This window comes from Dickeya dadantii NCPPB 898 (assembly GCF_000406145.1).
In the GTDB taxonomy this organism is placed as follows: Bacteria; Pseudomonadota; Gammaproteobacteria; order Enterobacterales; family Enterobacteriaceae; genus Dickeya; species Dickeya dadantii.
In genome coordinates this window covers 2173543-2191147 of sequence record NZ_CM001976.1, presented here as the reverse complement: position 1 = coordinate 2191147, position 17605 = coordinate 2173543, and the positions used below count along the sequence as shown (strand labels likewise).

17 protein-coding genes are annotated in these 17605 nt (G+C 57.1%); 3 read left to right on the top strand and 14 right to left on the bottom strand.

Going from position 1 to position 17605, the window contains the following annotated elements; all coding sequences use genetic code 11:
- Positions 1-46: 46 nt before the first annotated feature.
- Complete coding sequence (gene elyC, locus DDA898_RS10120) at positions 47-826, top strand: envelope biogenesis factor ElyC (RefSeq protein ID WP_038911129.1); 780 nt, start codon at positions 47-49, stop codon at positions 824-826.
- Between the two features lie 40 nt (positions 827-866).
- On the opposite strand, the gene DDA898_RS10115 is transcribed toward elyC, so the two are convergent.
- The 7 genes from DDA898_RS10115 to DDA898_RS10085 form a co-directional block, all read right to left on the bottom strand.
- Positions 867-1763 carry a YcbJ family phosphotransferase gene (locus DDA898_RS10115; protein ID WP_038911128.1) on the bottom strand — a complete coding sequence of 299 codons (897 nt, stop codon included), beginning with the start codon at positions 1761-1763 and terminating at the stop codon, positions 867-869.
- A gap of 263 nt (positions 1764-2026) precedes the next feature.
- Complete coding sequence (gene pelN, locus DDA898_RS10110) at positions 2027-3346, bottom strand: pectate lyase PelN (RefSeq protein ID WP_013317754.1); 1320 nt, start codon at positions 3344-3346, stop codon at positions 2027-2029.
- 299 nt (positions 3347-3645) lie between these two features.
- Positions 3646-4398: a 3-deoxy-manno-octulosonate cytidylyltransferase gene (kdsB, locus tag DDA898_RS10105; RefSeq protein ID WP_038901097.1), complete on the bottom strand. Its 753-nt coding sequence runs from the start codon at positions 4396-4398 to the stop codon at positions 3646-3648.
- Entirely contained in the window at positions 4395-4577 is a 183-nt protein-coding gene (locus tag DDA898_RS10100) for a Trm112 family protein (RefSeq protein ID WP_013317752.1), read from the bottom strand. Before DDA898_RS10100 ends, kdsB begins: the two co-directional genes overlap by 4 nt.
- A 38-nt stretch (positions 4578-4615) precedes the next feature.
- Positions 4616-5629: a tetraacyldisaccharide 4'-kinase gene (gene lpxK, locus DDA898_RS10095; protein WP_038911127.1), complete on the bottom strand. Its 1014-nt coding sequence runs from the start codon at positions 5627-5629 to the stop codon at positions 4616-4618.
- Positions 5626-7374, bottom strand: coding sequence for a lipid A ABC transporter ATP-binding protein/permease MsbA (msbA, locus tag DDA898_RS10090; RefSeq protein ID WP_013317750.1), 1749 nt, complete (start codon positions 7372-7374; stop codon positions 5626-5628). Before msbA ends, lpxK begins: the two co-directional genes overlap by 4 nt.
- A 38-nt stretch (positions 7375-7412) precedes the next feature.
- Positions 7413-9665: a ComEC family protein gene (locus DDA898_RS10085; protein WP_236616734.1), complete on the bottom strand. Its 2253-nt coding sequence runs from the start codon at positions 9663-9665 to the stop codon at positions 7413-7415.
- A gap of 344 nt (positions 9666-10009) precedes the next feature.
- Here DDA898_RS10085 and DDA898_RS10080 point away from each other — a divergent pair, with 344 nt between their 5' ends.
- Entirely contained in the window at positions 10010-10375 is a 366-nt protein-coding gene (locus tag DDA898_RS10080; RefSeq protein WP_038911125.1) for a hypothetical protein, read from the top strand.
- Between the two features lie 67 nt (positions 10376-10442).
- Here DDA898_RS10080 and DDA898_RS10075 read toward each other — a convergent pair whose 3' ends face one another.
- Entirely contained in the window at positions 10443-10781 is a 339-nt protein-coding gene (locus DDA898_RS10075; protein WP_013317748.1) for a DUF496 family protein, read from the bottom strand.
- Positions 10782-11275: 494 nt separating this feature from the next.
- Between DDA898_RS10075 and sbcB the strand changes: the two genes are divergently transcribed.
- Positions 11276-12706 carry an exodeoxyribonuclease I gene (gene sbcB, locus DDA898_RS10070; protein ID WP_038911124.1) on the top strand — a complete coding sequence of 477 codons (1431 nt, stop codon included), beginning with the start codon at positions 11276-11278 and terminating at the stop codon, positions 12704-12706.
- Positions 12707-12845: 139 nt separating this feature from the next.
- Here sbcB and DDA898_RS10065 read toward each other — a convergent pair whose 3' ends face one another.
- The 6 genes from DDA898_RS10065 to DDA898_RS10040 all read right to left on the bottom strand — a co-directional run.
- A complete protein-coding gene (locus DDA898_RS10065; protein ID WP_013317744.1) occupies positions 12846-14213 on the bottom strand; it encodes an APC family permease in 1368 nt (455 codons plus the stop codon).
- Entirely contained in the window at positions 14203-14472 is a 270-nt protein-coding gene (locus DDA898_RS10060) for a hypothetical protein (protein ID WP_013317743.1), read from the bottom strand. The genes DDA898_RS10065 and DDA898_RS10060 overlap by 11 nt, the downstream gene beginning before the upstream one ends.
- Before the next feature lie 253 nt (positions 14473-14725).
- The gene (locus DDA898_RS10055) at positions 14726-15478 is read right to left on the bottom strand and encodes a flagellar brake protein (protein WP_033111827.1); all 753 of its coding nucleotides are present in this window, start codon (positions 15476-15478) and stop codon (positions 14726-14728) included.
- Positions 15479-15700: 222 nt separating this feature from the next.
- Complete coding sequence (gene citG, locus DDA898_RS10050) at positions 15701-16609, bottom strand: triphosphoribosyl-dephospho-CoA synthase CitG (RefSeq protein ID WP_038901092.1); 909 nt, start codon at positions 16607-16609, stop codon at positions 15701-15703.
- Positions 16587-17129: a citrate lyase holo-[acyl-carrier protein] synthase gene (gene citX, locus DDA898_RS10045; protein ID WP_081639244.1), complete on the bottom strand. Its 543-nt coding sequence runs from the start codon at positions 17127-17129 to the stop codon at positions 16587-16589. The genes citG and citX overlap by 23 nt, the downstream gene beginning before the upstream one ends.
- Positions 17126-17605, bottom strand: a 480-nt coding sequence (locus DDA898_RS10040; protein ID WP_038911123.1) for a citrate lyase subunit alpha, incomplete at its 5' end; no start/stop codon positions are given. The genes DDA898_RS10040 and citX, both read right to left, overlap by 4 nt.

Genomic DNA, 17605 nt, shown 5'->3' with positions numbered 1-17605 from the left:
AATTTAACCCGTATGGTGTTTTTTCACTCAAAGTGGATGCTATTTTATGCTGTTTGCCGTCAAAAAATACATCGGTAGCCTGTTATTGCCGCTACCGTTGCTGATGCTGATGATGGGCTTTGCCCTCGCCCTGCTGTGGTTTTCCCGTTGGCAGAAAACCGCCCGGATCCTGCTGACCGGAGGCTGGCTGGCGTTGCTGTTGCTGAGCCTGCAACCGGTGGCCGATCGGCTGTTGCTGCCGCTGGAATCCCGTTACCCCGCCTGGACGCCGGATTTCCCCAAAGTGAATTACATTGTAGTGCTGGGCGGTGGTTACACCTTCAACCCGGACTGGCCCCCCAGCGCCAACCTGATCAACAACAACCTGGCGCGCGTCACCGAAGGCATCAGGCTATGGCGCGCCAATCCCGGCGCCAGGCTGATCTTCACCGGCGCAGCCGCGCAGGGCAATCCCGTTACCAACGCCAGCACCGCGGCCCGCGTCGCCGAAAGTCTGGGCGTCCCGGCGCAGGATATCCTGTTAGTGGATCAGGCGCGAGATACCGAAGAAGAAGCGGCCGGAACCGAAGCGCTGGTCGGCAAACAGCCGTTCCTGCTAGTGACGTCAGCCAACCATCTGCCGCGCGCCATCCGATTTTTCCAGGCTCGCGGGCTGCACCCGATCCCAGCGCCGGCCAACCAGTTGGCCATCACGTCGCCGCTTAATCCGTGGGAGCGGGTATTTCCGTCCGCACTCTATCTGTCGCACAGCGAGCGGGCCTGGTATGAAGGATTGGGTCTGATCTGGCAACAAATGAAAGGCATCACGCCGCCGCCGGAATCCTGATGCCTGCACGCGGGCGGGCGAGGATCGCCCGCGTCATCGGCTATTCCAGCCAGGGCAGCAGTTCGCGGGTCGCGGTGTCGAATAAAGGGCGATCCAACTGCCCGGTGTGGATGTAGCGGGAAACCGCGGCCCATAAAATGTACAGCCAGCGGCGGCAGACGAAGGATTCTGCCAGCGGTGCCTGCTTCTGGTAGTGGTAAAACAGCTGTTCCGGCATGCCAGGCTCTTCACACAATCGGAACAGGTCGTACTCACGCGGCGCCCACAGCATCATACCGGGATTGATCATCGCCAACAGTTGATCACTGCGCGGATCTTTCAGCATGCTGCGCAAAGTCAGGTTGCCGTGTACCAATACACTATTGTCATCGAAATCCGCAAACAGCGCGGGCAGGCTCTGCCGGGAACGGTACAGCACGGCGCGATCCTGCTGCGTCAACTGCGCGGCGTTGACGTTCATCAGCGTAGCCCACAGTACTTCCAGCCGCTGGCGATACCAGTTCGGCCAACTGTTTTCCTGTGTGCTGTCCACCGTGCCGACGCAACCGTGGCTATCGATCCGATGCCAGGTCAGCATACTTTCGACAATCTGATCCATCAGCAGCGTCCAACGCTGAGGCGAACGGGTCGGCGCTTCTACCGACACGCCGCGCAAGCGCTCGATAAGCAGCAGTTCCTTATAAGGCGTCTGATGGGTCATCACCATCCCGTAGACCGTCGGCAGCCTGACTTCGCCTTCCCGGGCCAGCATGGTCAGCTTGTAGGCCTCTTGCCCGGCGATCCCCTGGCAGATATAGCTTTTCGCCAGCAGCGGCATAGCGTTGCCCGCGCGATCATACAAGGCATACAAATGCGCATAGGGTTGTTCACTGATGCGTTCAAGACGACTGAGCGACTCGCCCAGCACGGTACTCAACTCGGCTTTTAACAGTTCCATAGGCGACAAGATCTCGCTATTGCAGGCACGCTTTGCCACTTATCATGCGAGCAGTACACAACAATTTCCCAAAGACAGATCAAAGAAAACGGGATATGTAGCGACGCATGCCGGTTAACGAAATGTGATTATTACGTATAGACAGCGCGTCCCGGCCGCTATTACCGTCGTTATCGGCAAAAAAATGCCCGCTAAAGCGGGCATACGTTACGTCATCCGGCAGCCCCTTCGGTAAGTGCCGCGGATAGCAGCGGTTTCGCCGCTTATTTCAGTTCAAACGCACCCAGATCCGGCGCAGCGCCTTTATAGGCAATCTTAACGTCGCCGCCCTTGTCGACCATCCAGCTGTCTGACGCCAGACGCAGGTGCTTCAGCACCGGCAGACTACCATCAGCCTGGCGCGCCGCATCCCAGCCCGTGGTGGACACACTCTGGAATTCAGTATCGGAAATCGCGTTGCTGAAGTTCCAGGAGTTGTAGCGCATGTTGGCGCCATCGGTGTAGGCCAGCGATTGCGAGCGAGCGGCATAGGAAATGTTGTTGCGCAGCGTGCCCAATGCGATTGCGTTACCGCTCGCATCAATGCCCCGCATGCTGTAATTGACGGTGTTTTTGAACGAAGTGTTGTTGAAGAAATCATTCGCCACCGGATGATGGTTGGCATAGAAACCCGCGGCTTTGTTCAGGAACGCCACCGAGTTCCGCACGACGTGCTTCGGCGCATTACTCACGTACTGAGCACCGTAGCCCCCGGCTTTGAAACCGTTGCCGTTACCGGCGGGCAGCGACGTGGTGGTGCCCGGCAGGTAACCGTGCGACCAGGCCCAGGAGTTCTCAATCGTCACCGAAGAGTAGGCGTTGATCAGGTCAAAGCCGTCATCCGAGTTGGCCCAGGCGCGGCAACCGCTAAAAACGTTGCCCGGCATATTGGCGGCAATGTGCGCGCCAAAACCGTCGCCACTCTGGCCTGCGCCATTGGAAGTCAGAGGGTCATAATTATGATGAGAATCGGTGTTAAGTACGGTGTTGTTGGCCCCGTTCTTTAAAAACAACCCGGTCCCCATGATGTGGTGGATGTTGAGTTGTTCGAAACGGTTGTTGCTGCCGTTAATCCACACGCCCCAGGATTCGTGGTTCTTGTTGTTATTTTGCGGCACCCCTTTGATTTCCAGCCCTCTGAGGGTAACCCAGCTTGCTACTACGTTAAATCCTTTAACGCGGCAATCATCTTTCATCTGGCTAAAATCAAACACGGGTGTTTCGCCGGTATAAGCAACGTATTCGATGCGGTTACCCGAAGTCCCACTCTTATTCAGGGTAATAGCGTTCACGATATCCGTCTGGCTGGCGCAGCTGTTAAGCCCGGCGGTGAAGTTGTAGGTTCCGCCGCGGACCCACAGGCGGTCGCCGGGAGAGAGCGTCTGCTGTGCGCGAGCAAAAGATTTCCAGGGGGCGCTCTTGCTGCCGTTGGCAGAATCGCTGCCGTTCGGCGCCAGATAATACTCAGCGGCCAAACTCTGTGCCGCCGTCCCAGCGAGTACAAATCCAATTATTGCGGGTAAAAACTTTTTATTCACTTTCATTGTGTCACTCCATCCTTAAGTAAAACAAAACCCAAAGCATTTACCGCCATCGGATAAATGCCGACCAATAATAAGCCATGATTAATAATTGCGCACCTGCGGCAAGGATTTTTATTATTCCTGCTTATTAATTTATTAATTAAGCTATACCATTCGTGGCATAACAATAGCGTCAATTGATTAGCGGAATTTCTGACCGGGCTTTCTGGCTACAGTAATAGCCGACAACACGTGGGATAAAAAAAAGCGTATGTGCTCGCAGCGCATACGCTTATCGGAAATGAGAATAAAGGCGGGTGTCAGTTTGCCGCCATCACCGCTCTGACGCGTGCCAGATCTTCGGGCGTGTCCACCCCCACACTCGGCACTTCTTTAGCAACCGCCACATGGATTTTCTCGCCATACCAAAGCACACGCAGTTGCTCCAGCATTTCGATTTTCTCCAGTTGGCTGGGCGCCCAGCCGACATACCGACGGATAAACCCGGCACGGTAGGCATAAATACCGATATGTCGCAGGAAATGGTCGCCAATGGCATCACGGGATTCGGCAAACCGGTCCCGCTCCCACGGAATGGTGGCGCGAGAAAAGTAAAGCGCATACCCTTCGGCATCCGTCACCACTTTTACCGCGTTTGGGTTGAACGCTTCTTCACACGTGGTAATCGGCACCGCTAGCGTCGCCATACCCGCGCGGCTACCAGCCAGATTGTCCGCCACCTGACGGATGATCACCGGCGGAATCAGCGGCTCATCACCCTGCACGTTGACGATGATTTCATCATCGGCAAAACCGTAACGGTCGATCACTTCAGCCAGTCGCTCGGTGCCGGAATTGTGATCCGGGCTGGTCAGGCAAACTTCACCGCCCGCCAGTTCAATGGCGCGGGCGACATCAGCGTGATCGGTCGCCACGACTACACGGCTGGCGCCAGACTCGCGGGCGCGCTCCATCACGTGCACCACCATCGGTTTGCCATGAATATCCGCCAGCGGCTTGCCCGGTAACCGGGTGGATGCATAGCGGGCGGGAATAATTGCAGTAAACGTCATTGTGCGATCTCATCCGGCGCCAGCGTGCGGGCTTCATTTTCCAGCAAAACAGGAATGCCGTCCCGCACCGGGTAAGCCAGCCCTTCGATTTTGCAAATCAGTTCCTGCTTTTCTTTATCAAAAATCAGCCGTCCGTTACACACTGGACAAGCCACGATTTCAAGCAAACGATGATCCATGCTTCCTCCATCAAGAAGCGGTTATCAAAAATAGCCGGTCACCCGGTTTTCGTCTGGCGCGATACGCTACGCGCATCAATCAGGCGCGTCAGACGCTGTAGCAGTAACGCCGATTCCGGCGCTGACAATTCGGCGTCAACCGGCAGGTACCACCAGTTGGCGCGAGCAAAGGCGCGGCATTTCACCGCATCCTTTTCCGTCATGATCAAGGGCTGCTGATCATTGGCGGTCAGCGCCTGCAATTCTTCCGCTTGCCAGTGCTGATGGTCGGCAAACGCCACTTCACGCACCAGCGTACATCTCTGTGCTTTCAGCGTAGCAAAGAAGCGCGGCGGATGACCGATCCCCGCCATAGCGACCAGCGGAGGCAATGCCGATACCGTGCGGCGTTCCCCGGTCAGCAGATTAACCGCGTCGCCTGCCGTGAGTTGCATGGCGATTTCACCGCTTTTCGCCTCGCCGCCATTAACAATGACAGCGTCAACCGAACGCAGGCGCGAGGCTCGTTCCCGCATCGGCCCGGCCGGTAACCACCAGCCATTGCCAAAGCGGCGCACGCCATCCACCACCACCAGTTCCATATCCCGCGCCAGCGCGTAATGTTGCAGGCCGTCATCGGTCACGATAACGTCCAGTGGCTGATGCGCCAGCAACGCTTCCACCGCGTCACGCCGTTTGGGCGCTACGGCGACCGGCGCGCCGGTGCGCTGGTAAATCAGCACCGGTTCATCGCCGGCCTGAGCGGTAGTGACTTCATCGGTGACCCGCAGCGGATAACTATCCGTCTTACCACCGTAACCACGCGAAACCACGCCGACGCGATAACCCTGCTGTTGCAACTGCTCCACCAGCCAGATCACCACCGGCGTTTTACCATTGCCGCCGGCAGTCAGGTTTCCCACCACCACCACCGGCACTGGCGCTCGCCACACGTTGCGCCAGCCGTAACGGTAACTCAGCCGGATAAGATGGCTAATCAAGCCATAGAGTAACGACAGCGGCAACAGCAGCCGGTACAGTGGGGAACGCCCCGACCAGATGCGTTCAATCATGCGCCAAACTGCAGTTTGTGTAGTTGGGCATACGCCCCGTTTCGGGCCAGCAACTCGCTATGCTGACCGCGTTCGATGATCTGCCCGTCTTCCACCACCAGAATTTCGTCTGCCTTCTCAATGGTGGACAACCGGTGGGCGATCACCAATGCGGTGCGGTTTTTCTGCAATTCATCCAGCGCGGCCTGAATAGCGCGCTCCGACTCGGTATCCAGCGCCGACGTGGCTTCATCCAGCACCAGAATCGGACAGTCGCGCAACAGGGCGCGGGCAATCGCGATACGCTGACGCTGGCCGCCGGACAGCAGCACGCCGTTCTCGCCAATCACCGTATCCAGGCCATGTTCCAGCCGGCCAATGAAGTCCATCGCATGCGCCATTTTAGCGGCACGCTCAATATCCTCGCGGCTGTAGCGATCGCCACAGGCATAAGCGATATTGTTGGCGATCGTATCGTTGAACAGGTGGACATTCTGAGACACCAGCGCAACCTGGCTACGCAATGACGGCAAGGTGTAATCGCGCAGGTCATGCCCATCCAGCAAAATCTCGCCGGACTGGATATCGTAAAACCGGGTGATAAGGTTGGCGATAGTGGATTTGCCTGAACCGGAACGCCCCACCAGCGCTACGGTTTTCCCTGGTGGGATATGCAGGCTGATATTTTTCAGCGCCAGCGTTTCTTTGCCCGGATAAGCGAAGTTGACATCACGGAACGCGATATCGCCCTTAGCATGTTCTAGTACGCGTGTGCCGGTATCTTTTTCCTGTTCCATGTCCAGAATGGTAAACAGGGTTTGGCAAGCCGCCATACCACGCTGGAACTGGGCATTGACGTTGGTGAGCGACTTCAGCGGTCGCATCAGGGTAAACATGGAGGAGAACACCACCGTGATGGTACCGGCGGTCAGGGTTTCCATCACGGACGGAAAGCTGGCGGCGTACAACACGAACGCCAGCGCCAGCGAAGCAATCAGTTGGACTACCGGGTCGGAAATGGAGGACGCCGATACCATCTTCATGCCCTGTTGGCGCATGCGATTGCTGACTGAGTCAAAACGCTCCACTTCCACCGTCTGTCCGCCGAAAATCAGCACTTCTTTGTGCCCTTTCAACATCTGCTCGGCGCTGGTCGTCACCTGCCCCATGGTGTTCTGCATGCTTTTGCTGATGCTGCGAAAACGCTTGGACACCACCCGCATACTGTAGGAGACGATCGGCGCGATCAGCACCAGAATCAGCGACAACTGCCAGCTGTACCAGAACATCAGCACAAACAAACCGATGATGGACGCGCCTTCCCGCACCACGGTTACCAGCGCGTTTGACGACGAGGCGGCCACCTGCTCGGAATCATAAGTAATGCGGGACAGCAAGGTACCGGTAGACTGCTGATCGAAGAAGGAAACCGGCATACCCATAATGTGGCTGAACAGTCGACGTCGCATGTTCATCACTACTTTGCCTGATACCCAGGCCACACAATAACTGGAAATATAACTGGAGATGCCGCGCATAATCATCAGTCCGATGATAGCCAGCGGCATCCACACCAGCACGCTGCGGTCGGCCTTACCGAATCCGTCATCCAGCAGCGGCTTGAGCAGGGACAGCATCAGCGTATCGCCGGCAGCGTTAACCACCAGCGCCACCGCCGCGACCGCCAGCCCGGCTTTGTAAGGGGTGATCATCGGCCATAGGCGACGAAACGTCTGCCATGTGGAGAGATCTTGATCATTAATCATGCAATAAACCTGAGCCTTTGATAAATAGCCGTCTATTATTACTCATTATCCCGGCTAGCGCCAAACCACTGATGATACCAGCGAGGTGATATTTCACCCCGGTAGCGCAACATTTCAGTGCCTTCGTCGAAAAAACGCACACTCAGCTGTCCGTCGCTGGCGGTATCATGCCAGCCATCTCCCCTTTGACGGTAACGACGCACCACGCTGACAGCCGGCAAACGCCACGGATTGTATCGGGAGTTGGACGACAACGCCTGCTGCGCCCCCACCGCCCGTAAAAATGGCGGTGATGATGAGGTGGTGCTGCCATGATGCGGCACCTGCAAAATATCCGCCGCCAGCATTTCGCGTTGGGTACGCAATAGCATGGCTTCATCTTCATGTTCCAGATCGCCCGTCAGCAGTACCCGATAGCGGCCATCGTCCACCCGCACCACGCAGGAATCATGATTGCCGGCCTCTCGCACCGGCAACGGCGGCCAGATAACGCTAAACGTCAACCCTTGCCAGCGCCACCGTTCGCCTTGTATACAACGCCGATGCCCTGACTCAAGCAACGGACTGTATACCGGCACAGACGGAAACGCGCGCTGTAATGCCGACAGCCCGCCGCGGTGATCCAGATGGCTGTGACTGAGGGTGATGCCTTCCAGTTGTAATCCCCGCCATTTAAGATAAGGCAGGATTTCACGATCGGCCATGTTGCCGCCGTCCCAACCGGGCCCGGTATCATACAACCAGGCTTTGCCCTGTCGTTCAATCACCACAGCCAGCCCGTGGCCGACATCCAGCATGTCAACCCGCCACGACGGCGCGGGGGATTTGGGGCGCAGCAGCATCACCAGTACCAGCGCCAGCACGCTGAACGGATACGTTCGCCACCAGGCAAAACGCCAGACGATCACCGCCAGCCATCCCGCCACACTGTAAGGCACCGTATTTTCGCCCAGTGATAACCAGCCCGGCGGCATGGCCTGCAACGGCAGGAAAACCAGCGCCAGCGATCGATCGGCCAGCCACCACAGACCGTGCGCCGCCAGCGGGATAGTCATCAACGGCAACGCCAGCAGAATCAATGGCGTTGTGATGAACGATACCAGCGGCACCGCCCACAGATTGGCCGGCAACGAGCTCAGGCTGACGCCGTGAAACAGCAACACTTGCAACGGCATCAGCAACAGGGTGATTCCCGCCTGCAAATGCAGTCCGCGCAGCCATGCCCAGCGTTTAGGCCGCTGTAGGTGCGGCGGTAGCGGCGCCCATTGATACCAAAAGATCAGGGAGGCGACCGCCAGCGCGGAGAGCCAGAAGCTGTCCGATAGCACGCTCAGCGGGTCACTGACCAGAATCAACGCCACGCACCACAGCCACACCTGCCACGATGAAACCGAGATGCCACGCAATCTGAGCAACGTCCAACATGATAACGCCAGCGCAGCTCTTACCGCCGGCGGATTTCCCCCAGCCAGCCAGACGTATCCCCAGGCGCAGCAGAGTCCACACCACAACGGCGCACGATGTTCGATCCAATGAACCGGCAACAGATATTGCGCCGCACGAACCACGCCCCAGCCAGATAGTGCCGCCAGCACGATATGCAGCCCGGATATCGCCATCAGGTGCATGATTCCGGTCTGCCGAAGCACGTCGAGAATTTCATCTTCCACCACCGTCATTTCACCGACCGCCAGCGCCAGTATGATCGAGCGCCACGGCAATGACTGCGTTTGCCGTTCCGCCTTTTCAACCAGACGCTGGCGCAAACCGCACTCTGGCGCCAGTACAGCGGCGGAGAGTATCCGCCCGGTCAATGGCTGCGTCTTAGCCAGCGCCCAACGCTGACGGTCAAAACCGCCTTCGTTCAACCGGCTGTGCACCGGACGCAGCCGTAGCCGGACGTCCCACTGCTGCCCCCCGCACCAGTCCGCCATCTGCGGTTGCGCATCCAGCCGTGCATAGAGCGGCGGAAACACCCAGCGCCCGTTGATCTCCCACAAGCGCACCACGACCTGTCCGGCATCCGCCTGCGCGAACCGGACGCTACTGACGCTGACCCTTGCCGTCACCGGTCGCTGGGTAAACTGTTCCACCTGATTCAGTATCACCCGGCCGCTGTAGAGGCTCCAGAGCACCCCCAGCGCCACCAGGCCGACCGGATAAAAACGCGTCTTCAGCAACCACAGCGCAGGTAGCCCCCACGCCAGCGAACGCCTATCCGGCAAATCCGGCAATATCAGCAACAACAACGGGCCCGCTATCAACGTCGCCGCCAGTTGGTTCAATGAAATTCTGATGGTCTGTCCCTTACCATTTATCGCCGAATTTTCGGCTGTCATCCTGTCTGGGACGCAGTGTGCCAACCGATGCCCCCCGGCAACAGCAAGGAATCACAACCCCGGAACCGGCTACGCAAACAACCGCAACGGTTGCATTCGATTGCAACAACAATGGGAGACGGTATGAACGCGGGAAATGCCCGCCGGCTCTTGCCTTGACAATCAGAAGCGGTTCATTGAATGGTGTGTCGCAGGTCATGCCTGACGGTTATGATTAATCGTTGCGCAAACAAAGGTATGCCACGGACTATGTATGCCACGGACTATTGGCGAAAAACGAAAGGGAGCATCGACATATGACAAATAAAAACAGGATTCTCATCATCAGCGTATTGGCGTTGTCAGCCTGTTCGACAGCGCCACGGAACGAACCGACCGATACTGCCTTCCGGCATGTGGCGCGCGCCGCCAACGAATGCACTGCCGATTTACTGGCCCAGGTAAAGAATCTTGACGGGAAATATCGGGTAATGACACGGTATTACATCAAAAACCAGACTATCAACACCGACGGCGGCGGCAAGATTATCGATACACAAGTGCGGGAAATTCCCGCCATCAACGCAGACGCGCTGGATAAAGGCGAGAGCGGCAGCGCATGGCGCGACTGCATGATGCGGAAAAACGCGCTGGCGCCGGAAATCGTGATGAGCCAGTCGTAGACAGCTGGAATAATCAGCCCACCCCAAAAGCATCAGGGCCGGAAACCGGCCCTGAACATCAGTGAAATTATTTCGCCTCCACCGGCGGTTTAATTTCACCCATTTCCTTGATTTTACGGGACAGCTCGCGACGCTCTTTCGACAGTTCCGCGTTTTTGATGATGTATTCATCCACACGGTCTTCATAGTCGCTACGCATGTTGGCGATAATGTTCTGGATATCTTCGATCGACATACCCGGCTTGATGTACTCGCTCAGGTTATCCAGCAGCAGCACACGTTTCTGGTTATCGCGGATTTTCTTTTCATTATCCGCAATTTCACGCTGCAGCTTGTTCTTACGACGGAACATACGCACGAATTCCAGCACATCCTGGAAACATGGCTTAGTGTTACCCTTCTCCATTTTTCTACCCTTACTTAACGATCAAAATTCGTTATGCGGAGACCGCGTTACTCCAGGTGTATCCCGCAATAATGCGCATCGTCCTCCGTCCTGGTAGCAACGTGTGGACTACGCCAGCCACGCGCACCATTGCGGAACATAGACTCACCATACAGGTTAGCCGCTATCGTCGACAAGGTGGTTTTCTCATATCGCCGATGCAATTGTTGTCTTTATGTGCACCCTATCACTCCCGCGTTCTGATTGCACCTGACTCGATTCAACACCACAGGCATCGCACACGTCGGCTTCTGTCAGGCGACAGGATGGTTTACCATGACGACTTTGTGTTGTCCGTCACCATTTTTACTGAAAGAACGACAAGTTGCCTTTAAACTGGCGGGCCGTTCCGCATGGCGCTTACGCCAGGCAAAAACGGCGGTGACAAACACGCTTCGCGGCGGTATGACTGATTTCCCAGCGCTTGCCGTCGCCAGGCTGAACAGAGAGAAACCGTGCAAAATCAACACACCGAACCCACTTTTTTCATTCATGACTATGAAACCTTTGGCAAGCATCCGGCCAAAGATCGTCCGGCGCAGTTCGCCGGCGTCCGCACCGATTTAAATTTTAATGTGATTGGCGAGCCGGTGGTGATCTACTGCCAGCCAACCGACGATTACCTGCCCGACCCGGAAGCGGTGATGATTACCGGTATCACGCCGCAGGTGGCGCAAAGCCGAGGGACGCGCGAAGCGGAGTTCGCCCGGCATATCCATGAAGCGTTCAGCGCGCCGGGCACCTGCATCATGGGGTACAACAACATTCGGTTCGATGACGAAGTCAGCCGGAACCTGTTCTATCGCAACTTCTACGATCCTTACGCCTACAGCTGGCAAAATGGCAACTCTCGCTGGGATTTACTGGACATGCTGCGAGCGTGCTATGCCTTGCGCCCGGACGGCATTGTCTGGCCGGAAAACGACGACGGTTTTCCCAGTTTCAGGCTGGAACATCTGACACGCGCCAATGGCGTCGAACATACTCAGGCACACGATGCCATGTCGGATGTGTATGCCACCATCGCCATGGCGCGCCTGCTCAAACAGTCGCAGCCAAAACTGTTCGACTATCTCTATGCGTTGCGTAACAAGAATAAAGTCAGCGCGTTAATCGATATTCCGCAGATGAAGCCGCTGGTGCATGTTTCCGGCATGTTTGGCGCCGCGCGCGGTAATACTAGCTGGATCGTGCCGCTGGCCTGGCACCCGGATAACCGCAACGCGGTCATCGTCTGCGATCTGGCGGGCGATATTCAGCCGTTGCTGGAGCTGGATGCGGATGAACTGCGCACCCGGCTTTATACCCGCCGTGCTCTGCTGGCGGAAGATGAATCGCCGGTGCCGATCAAACTGGTTCATATTAACAAGTGTCCGGTTCTGGCGCCGGCCAGCACGCTGCGACCGGAAGACGCAGAGCGGCTGGGTATTGACCGTCAGCGCTGCCTGAACAATCTGCAATTGCTGCGTCAGCATGGCAGCGTACGAGAGAAAGTGGTGGCGCTGTTTGCCGATGCCCCGCCGTTTGAAGCGTCAACGGATGTGGACTTGCAGTTGTACGACGGCTTTTTCAGCGACGCCGATCGCGCCGCGATGGACATCATCCGTAAAACCGACTCCCAGCATCTTCCAGCCCTCAATCTTCAGTTTGCCGATCGCCGGGTGGAAGAATTGCTGTTCCGCTACCGGGCGCGCAATTTTCCCGGCACACTTGATGAGCAGGAACAACAGCGCTGGCTGGCGCATCGTCGGGCCGTGTTTACCACCGACCGGGTGCAAGATTACTTTGATGCCTTGAATCAGTTCTACCAACAGCACGATGGCGACGAAAAGAAAACGGCGTTGCTGAAAGCGCTGTTTGCCTATGCTCAGCAACTGCTGACTTGATATTCTCACAGGCGTGCCGACGCGTTGCTATCGGATAGGTACCCCGGATAGATAACCGTTCGGATATGCAAAAAAACAGGCTCTCATGAGAGCATGAGAGCCTGTCGATAGCGTTTGTCGTATTATATCGTCCGACAAATTACGCCAGATCTTCGTTGTACTGCGGCACCGGCTGCCTGAAGCTGCGCGTCACGAACATCAGGTAGAGTAAACCAATCGCCGCCCACACCAGCCCCAGCGTCATTGAGGTACTTTCCAGATTCAGCCACAGCGCACCGACGGTCAATGCGCCCATGACAGGCAGAATCAGGTAGTTCACGGTGTCTTTCAGCGTCTTGTTACGGCGCTCACGGATATAGAACTGAGAAATCACCGACAGATTCACAAAAGTGAACGCCACCAGCGCTCCGAAGTTGATCAACGCCGTCGCGGTAACCAGATCGAACGAAATGGCGGATAGCGCGATAACGCCGACCAGCAGGACGTTCAGCGCCGGTGTCCGCCAACGCGGATGCACATAGCCGAAGAAACGCTCCGGGAATACGCCGTCACGTCCCATCACGTACATCAGTCGGGATACGCCGGCATGCGCCGCCATGCCGGACGCCAGTACGGTGACGCAGGAGAAAATCAGAATGCCGAACTGGAAGGCTTTACCCGCCACGTACAGCATGATTTCAGGCTGAGAGGCATCCGGATGTTGAAAGCGTGAAATATCCGGGAAGTAGAGCTGCAGGAAGTAGGACACCACCACGAAAATTACGCCGCCGAGCAGCGCCGTGAGGAAAATGGCTTTCGGAATAACGCGGCCTGCATCTTTCGTCTCTTCAGACAAAGAACTGATGCCGTCAAAGCCGAGGAACGAAAAACACAGGATCGTCGCGCCAGTGATCATCGGCACCACATGGGCGTTATCGGACCAGAACGGGCGGCTACTGGTCAGCGTACCGGCGCCTTCGCCATGCGCGACGCCATAAATCACCATACCGGTGATGGCGACCATCACCGCGACCTGCAGTACAACGATCAGACTATTGAAGTTAGCGACGGTTTTGATGCCGCGCAGGTTGGATAGCGTCATGAACCCCACCAGCAGCACGACAAAGATCCACGACGGGATGCTGGGAATCAGGGTTTCAAAGTAGATTTTCGCCAGCAGGATGTTGATCATCGGCATGAACAAGTAGTCCAGCAACGACGACCACCCCACCATGAAGCCGACAGTCGGGCTGATGGCTTTCTGGGCATAAGTATAGGCCGAGCCGGCTGACGGGAAGCGGCGCACCAGTTTACCGTAGCTGAGCGCGGTAAACAGAATGGCAATCAGCGCAAACGCGTATGCGGTGGCGACGTGACCATCGGTCAGACCGGAAACGATACCGAAGGTATCAAACAGCGTCATCGGCTGCATGTAGGCCAAGCCCATCATCACTACAGGAACCAGAGTCAGGGTTTTACGCAGTTGTACCCGCGATGTGGAGGTGGAAATAGTGGAATCAGTTGTCATGACGCAGACCTCCCTTAACGGCAGCGATCTTATCGGCGCCAATCATCAGCCATGAATCCGTGATGAATGACGAAGACGCCGTGCGGCGATGTTTCAGGTATCCGGAACATCCGGAAGCGAACGGACGAACGGTGTCGTCATCGCCGAGGTGAGCAGCGGATACGCCGCCCGCTGTCAGGCACGCCAGCATGGCGCCCTTGTCGCTGCGTTTGCAGCACCAGCCGGCGGGCACCGGCTCCAAAACAACTGATTGCCCCATTATGTCTCTCTATTAACTCTGCGCAGCCCGTAGCATGCGTTTTACCGATATCCGTCCGGTGCCATCAACAGCACCGGCCTCTTTTAATGAAATACAAAAAATAATGAAATACAAAAAATAACCGACGCGATATTGATGCGTCGGTTTTTTCAGGGCGCATATTTTGCCCCAGCCGGCAATCAGAGACAAGACCTGTGAAGTCAATCGTGTACGACTTGCACGGTCCCCCTGTCGCCGGAGCGGATCAAGCCACTCAGCGCAGCCGTTTGCGCTTTTCGTTTTGATCCAATTCCAGCTCGGTGATCACCTGTTGCAACCCCCGCTCCTGCGTGGCACTTAGCGCCGAAAACTTGAAGCTCAGGCGTTCGATCTGCTTCACATCGCCTTTACTGTCAACAACTTTGGTGGTGGCATGATTGACAAACTGCAGATCCAGGCAGAACTGCCCGTAGCTGGCGAGATCCACATCAATGTTTTTCAGGATCATCCCCGGCTCAAACAGCTCCGCTATGGCGCTGTCGTCGGTGTACATCGACAACCCACCCAGCGACAGATCTTTTAGGCTAAATTCGAAATGGGTATTGTCCGGCAGTTCTCCCCGACAGTTCATTGGCGGCCAGGCAGGCGAGTTGATACGGAAAAAGTTACGGCGCTGGATATAGTACAGCACGTCGGGAACCGCCGCGCAGAAAGCGGGAAGGCCGTCATGATCGACCGTTCTGATGATCGTGGTACGAAATTCAACCTTGGCGCCAGCCGTTTCTGCCGCAAACTCAAGCTCACCCGCAAACAGCGCCCGGCTGTTTTCACGCTCTAGCCCGCCGAGGTCAAAAAGAAACTCCTCCTCGTCGGAATTAACCTCAAGGATCTTGCTGATGAACTGACCGTGCGTGTGATACACCATTACTGTGGCGTCTTGCTTTTGCAGTCCGCGCAATGTGGCGCAAATAGCCATTTTATTACGCCTGGCGTACTGCTCTTTCATATTGTTATCCACTACATCCATCCCCACCGTCAATTGAATGGTTAATCCGTCATTCAGTGTCCCAAAACCCCAGGATACAGCATGGCACTAGTATCGACATTCATGCCATCAACTTTAGGGTTTTATCCGTTCATTCGCTTATGCGCTGTACGCCCGAAACATCCGGGATACAAAAGCCCCGCCAGCGCGAGGCGAAAACGCATAAAAAGAATAGGAGGACTGTTCGCCAATAATAGACGAGGTTCAGACGTGAGGATAGTGAGAAAGCAGCCAGGTTAGCGCCAGCAGATCGGCGCTGCCGCCGGGGCTGATGTTGCGCTCGACCAGCGCCTGATTCATGTCCTGCAGCCCCTGCCGGGTGACGCCGACGGACAATAGCGCCCGCGCCCGCGACTGCACGAACGCCAACCCTTCGATTCCGCCACGGGAAACCACGTTGGTATCCGGGTTGTGGGCCATTAATACCACCAGCGTCTGCAATAAGGCGGAATCGTCGTCCTGCCCCTGCGCACGGGCGTGCAGATAGGCGGGCAGCGCATACTGACGCACGGTAGCAAAGCCGCTGGCGGCTTCTCCCCGTGCACCGGTCAAACCGTGACGCCGGAACAGATGCTCTCCCGCGGTCGCGGTGTGCTGGCTGTTCTCCAGCTCATTACGCACCAAATCGGCGCTCATCTGTGCGGCACACTGACACAGGCTGCCCCGCGTCAACTGTAGCCGACGTCCCGCCAGCCAACCGGCGGCGCTGCACAGCAACCCAAACGCAAAAATGCCGCCTTTATGGGTATTCACACCCCCCGTCGCGGCCAACATTGCCTGTTCGGCGGCGATGCCAATCGGTCGTACCTGCGGCAAAAGCTGGGTTATCGGCAACGCGCTATGCGCCATACCCGCTTCGGTAAAGCGTGAAAACCAGGGAGTCAGCGCAGCGATGCTGGCTTGAAACAGCGGCACATCCATATCGCGATGAGCGCCGTTGTTATCCCGATCCACCAGACCGGGTTTTGGCGTCAGCATCACCTCGACGGTCAGGGCGGCAGCCACCTGCTGATGAATCGTGGGGATTGCCACCAGCGCACCGGTGGCATCAGGAAATAGTGTTGTCAGTAACGGAGAGGAAACACTCGACTCAGTGTGCGTTAAACCAGGCATGGAGGATACCCTCGATTTTTTCAATCACGTCCGGTAACGCATGGCGGCGCGAACGCGCGCAGGCATGCGCCGATTCATCACAGAGTATACACCGACGACGATCATGCGCCAGTAACGTCCGGCTAATCGACCCTTCCTGCGGGCAAAACACGTCAAAATCCCACAGCCGCCCCAATGGGTGCTGCTCTTCTAGTGCAATGGCCGCCGCCTTAACGCTTAGCGCATCCTTGGTGATAACCCAGAATGCCTCTGCGCCGGTATCCAGCCAGTGCAACTGCTGCTCCAGCGCTCCCCAACCGCGCGCCAGGCACAAGTCATTGAACGCCGCTACCGCTTCCGCCATCGCCCGGCGATACAGCGGCGAATCTTTAACCGGTCCCGGCGTCACCAGCGTCAGCGACACCAGCGTCGACTGGTGCCGCGCCAGCAGTTGCTGCTGGCGGACACTGCGGCGTTCCTTCGCCGCAAGCAGGCTTTCCAGTGAAACAGCGACCGGCGTGTCTATCGCTATATCGCTCACTCGTTGTCCTCTTTAACCTGACGCACCACGTCAATCACGCTGCCGTCACGGTAGCGGATCACCCCGACGATGCGGTCGTGGAATTCGATGGCCTTCGGTTCGCCCACCAGCTGGATCGCCCGCTGGTACAATTCTTCAATCGACATCACGCGCAGACCGGCGCTGACCAGCCGCTCCGCCACCTCCGGACGCGCCGGGTTGACGGCGATGCCGTGGTCGGTCACCAGCACGTCGATGGCGCTGCCCGGCGTCACGCAGGTCGTCACCTGACGCACCACCGTCGGAATACGGCTGCGGATCAACGGCGCCACCACGATGGTCAGGTTGGCCGCCGTCGCCACGTCGCAATGGCCGCCGGACGCGCCGCGCATCACCCCGTCGGAGCCGGTGATCACGTTGACGTTAAACTGGGTGTCGATTTCCAGCGCGCTCAGGATCACCACGTCCAGCTGGTCGCAGCAGGCGGCCTTGGCACT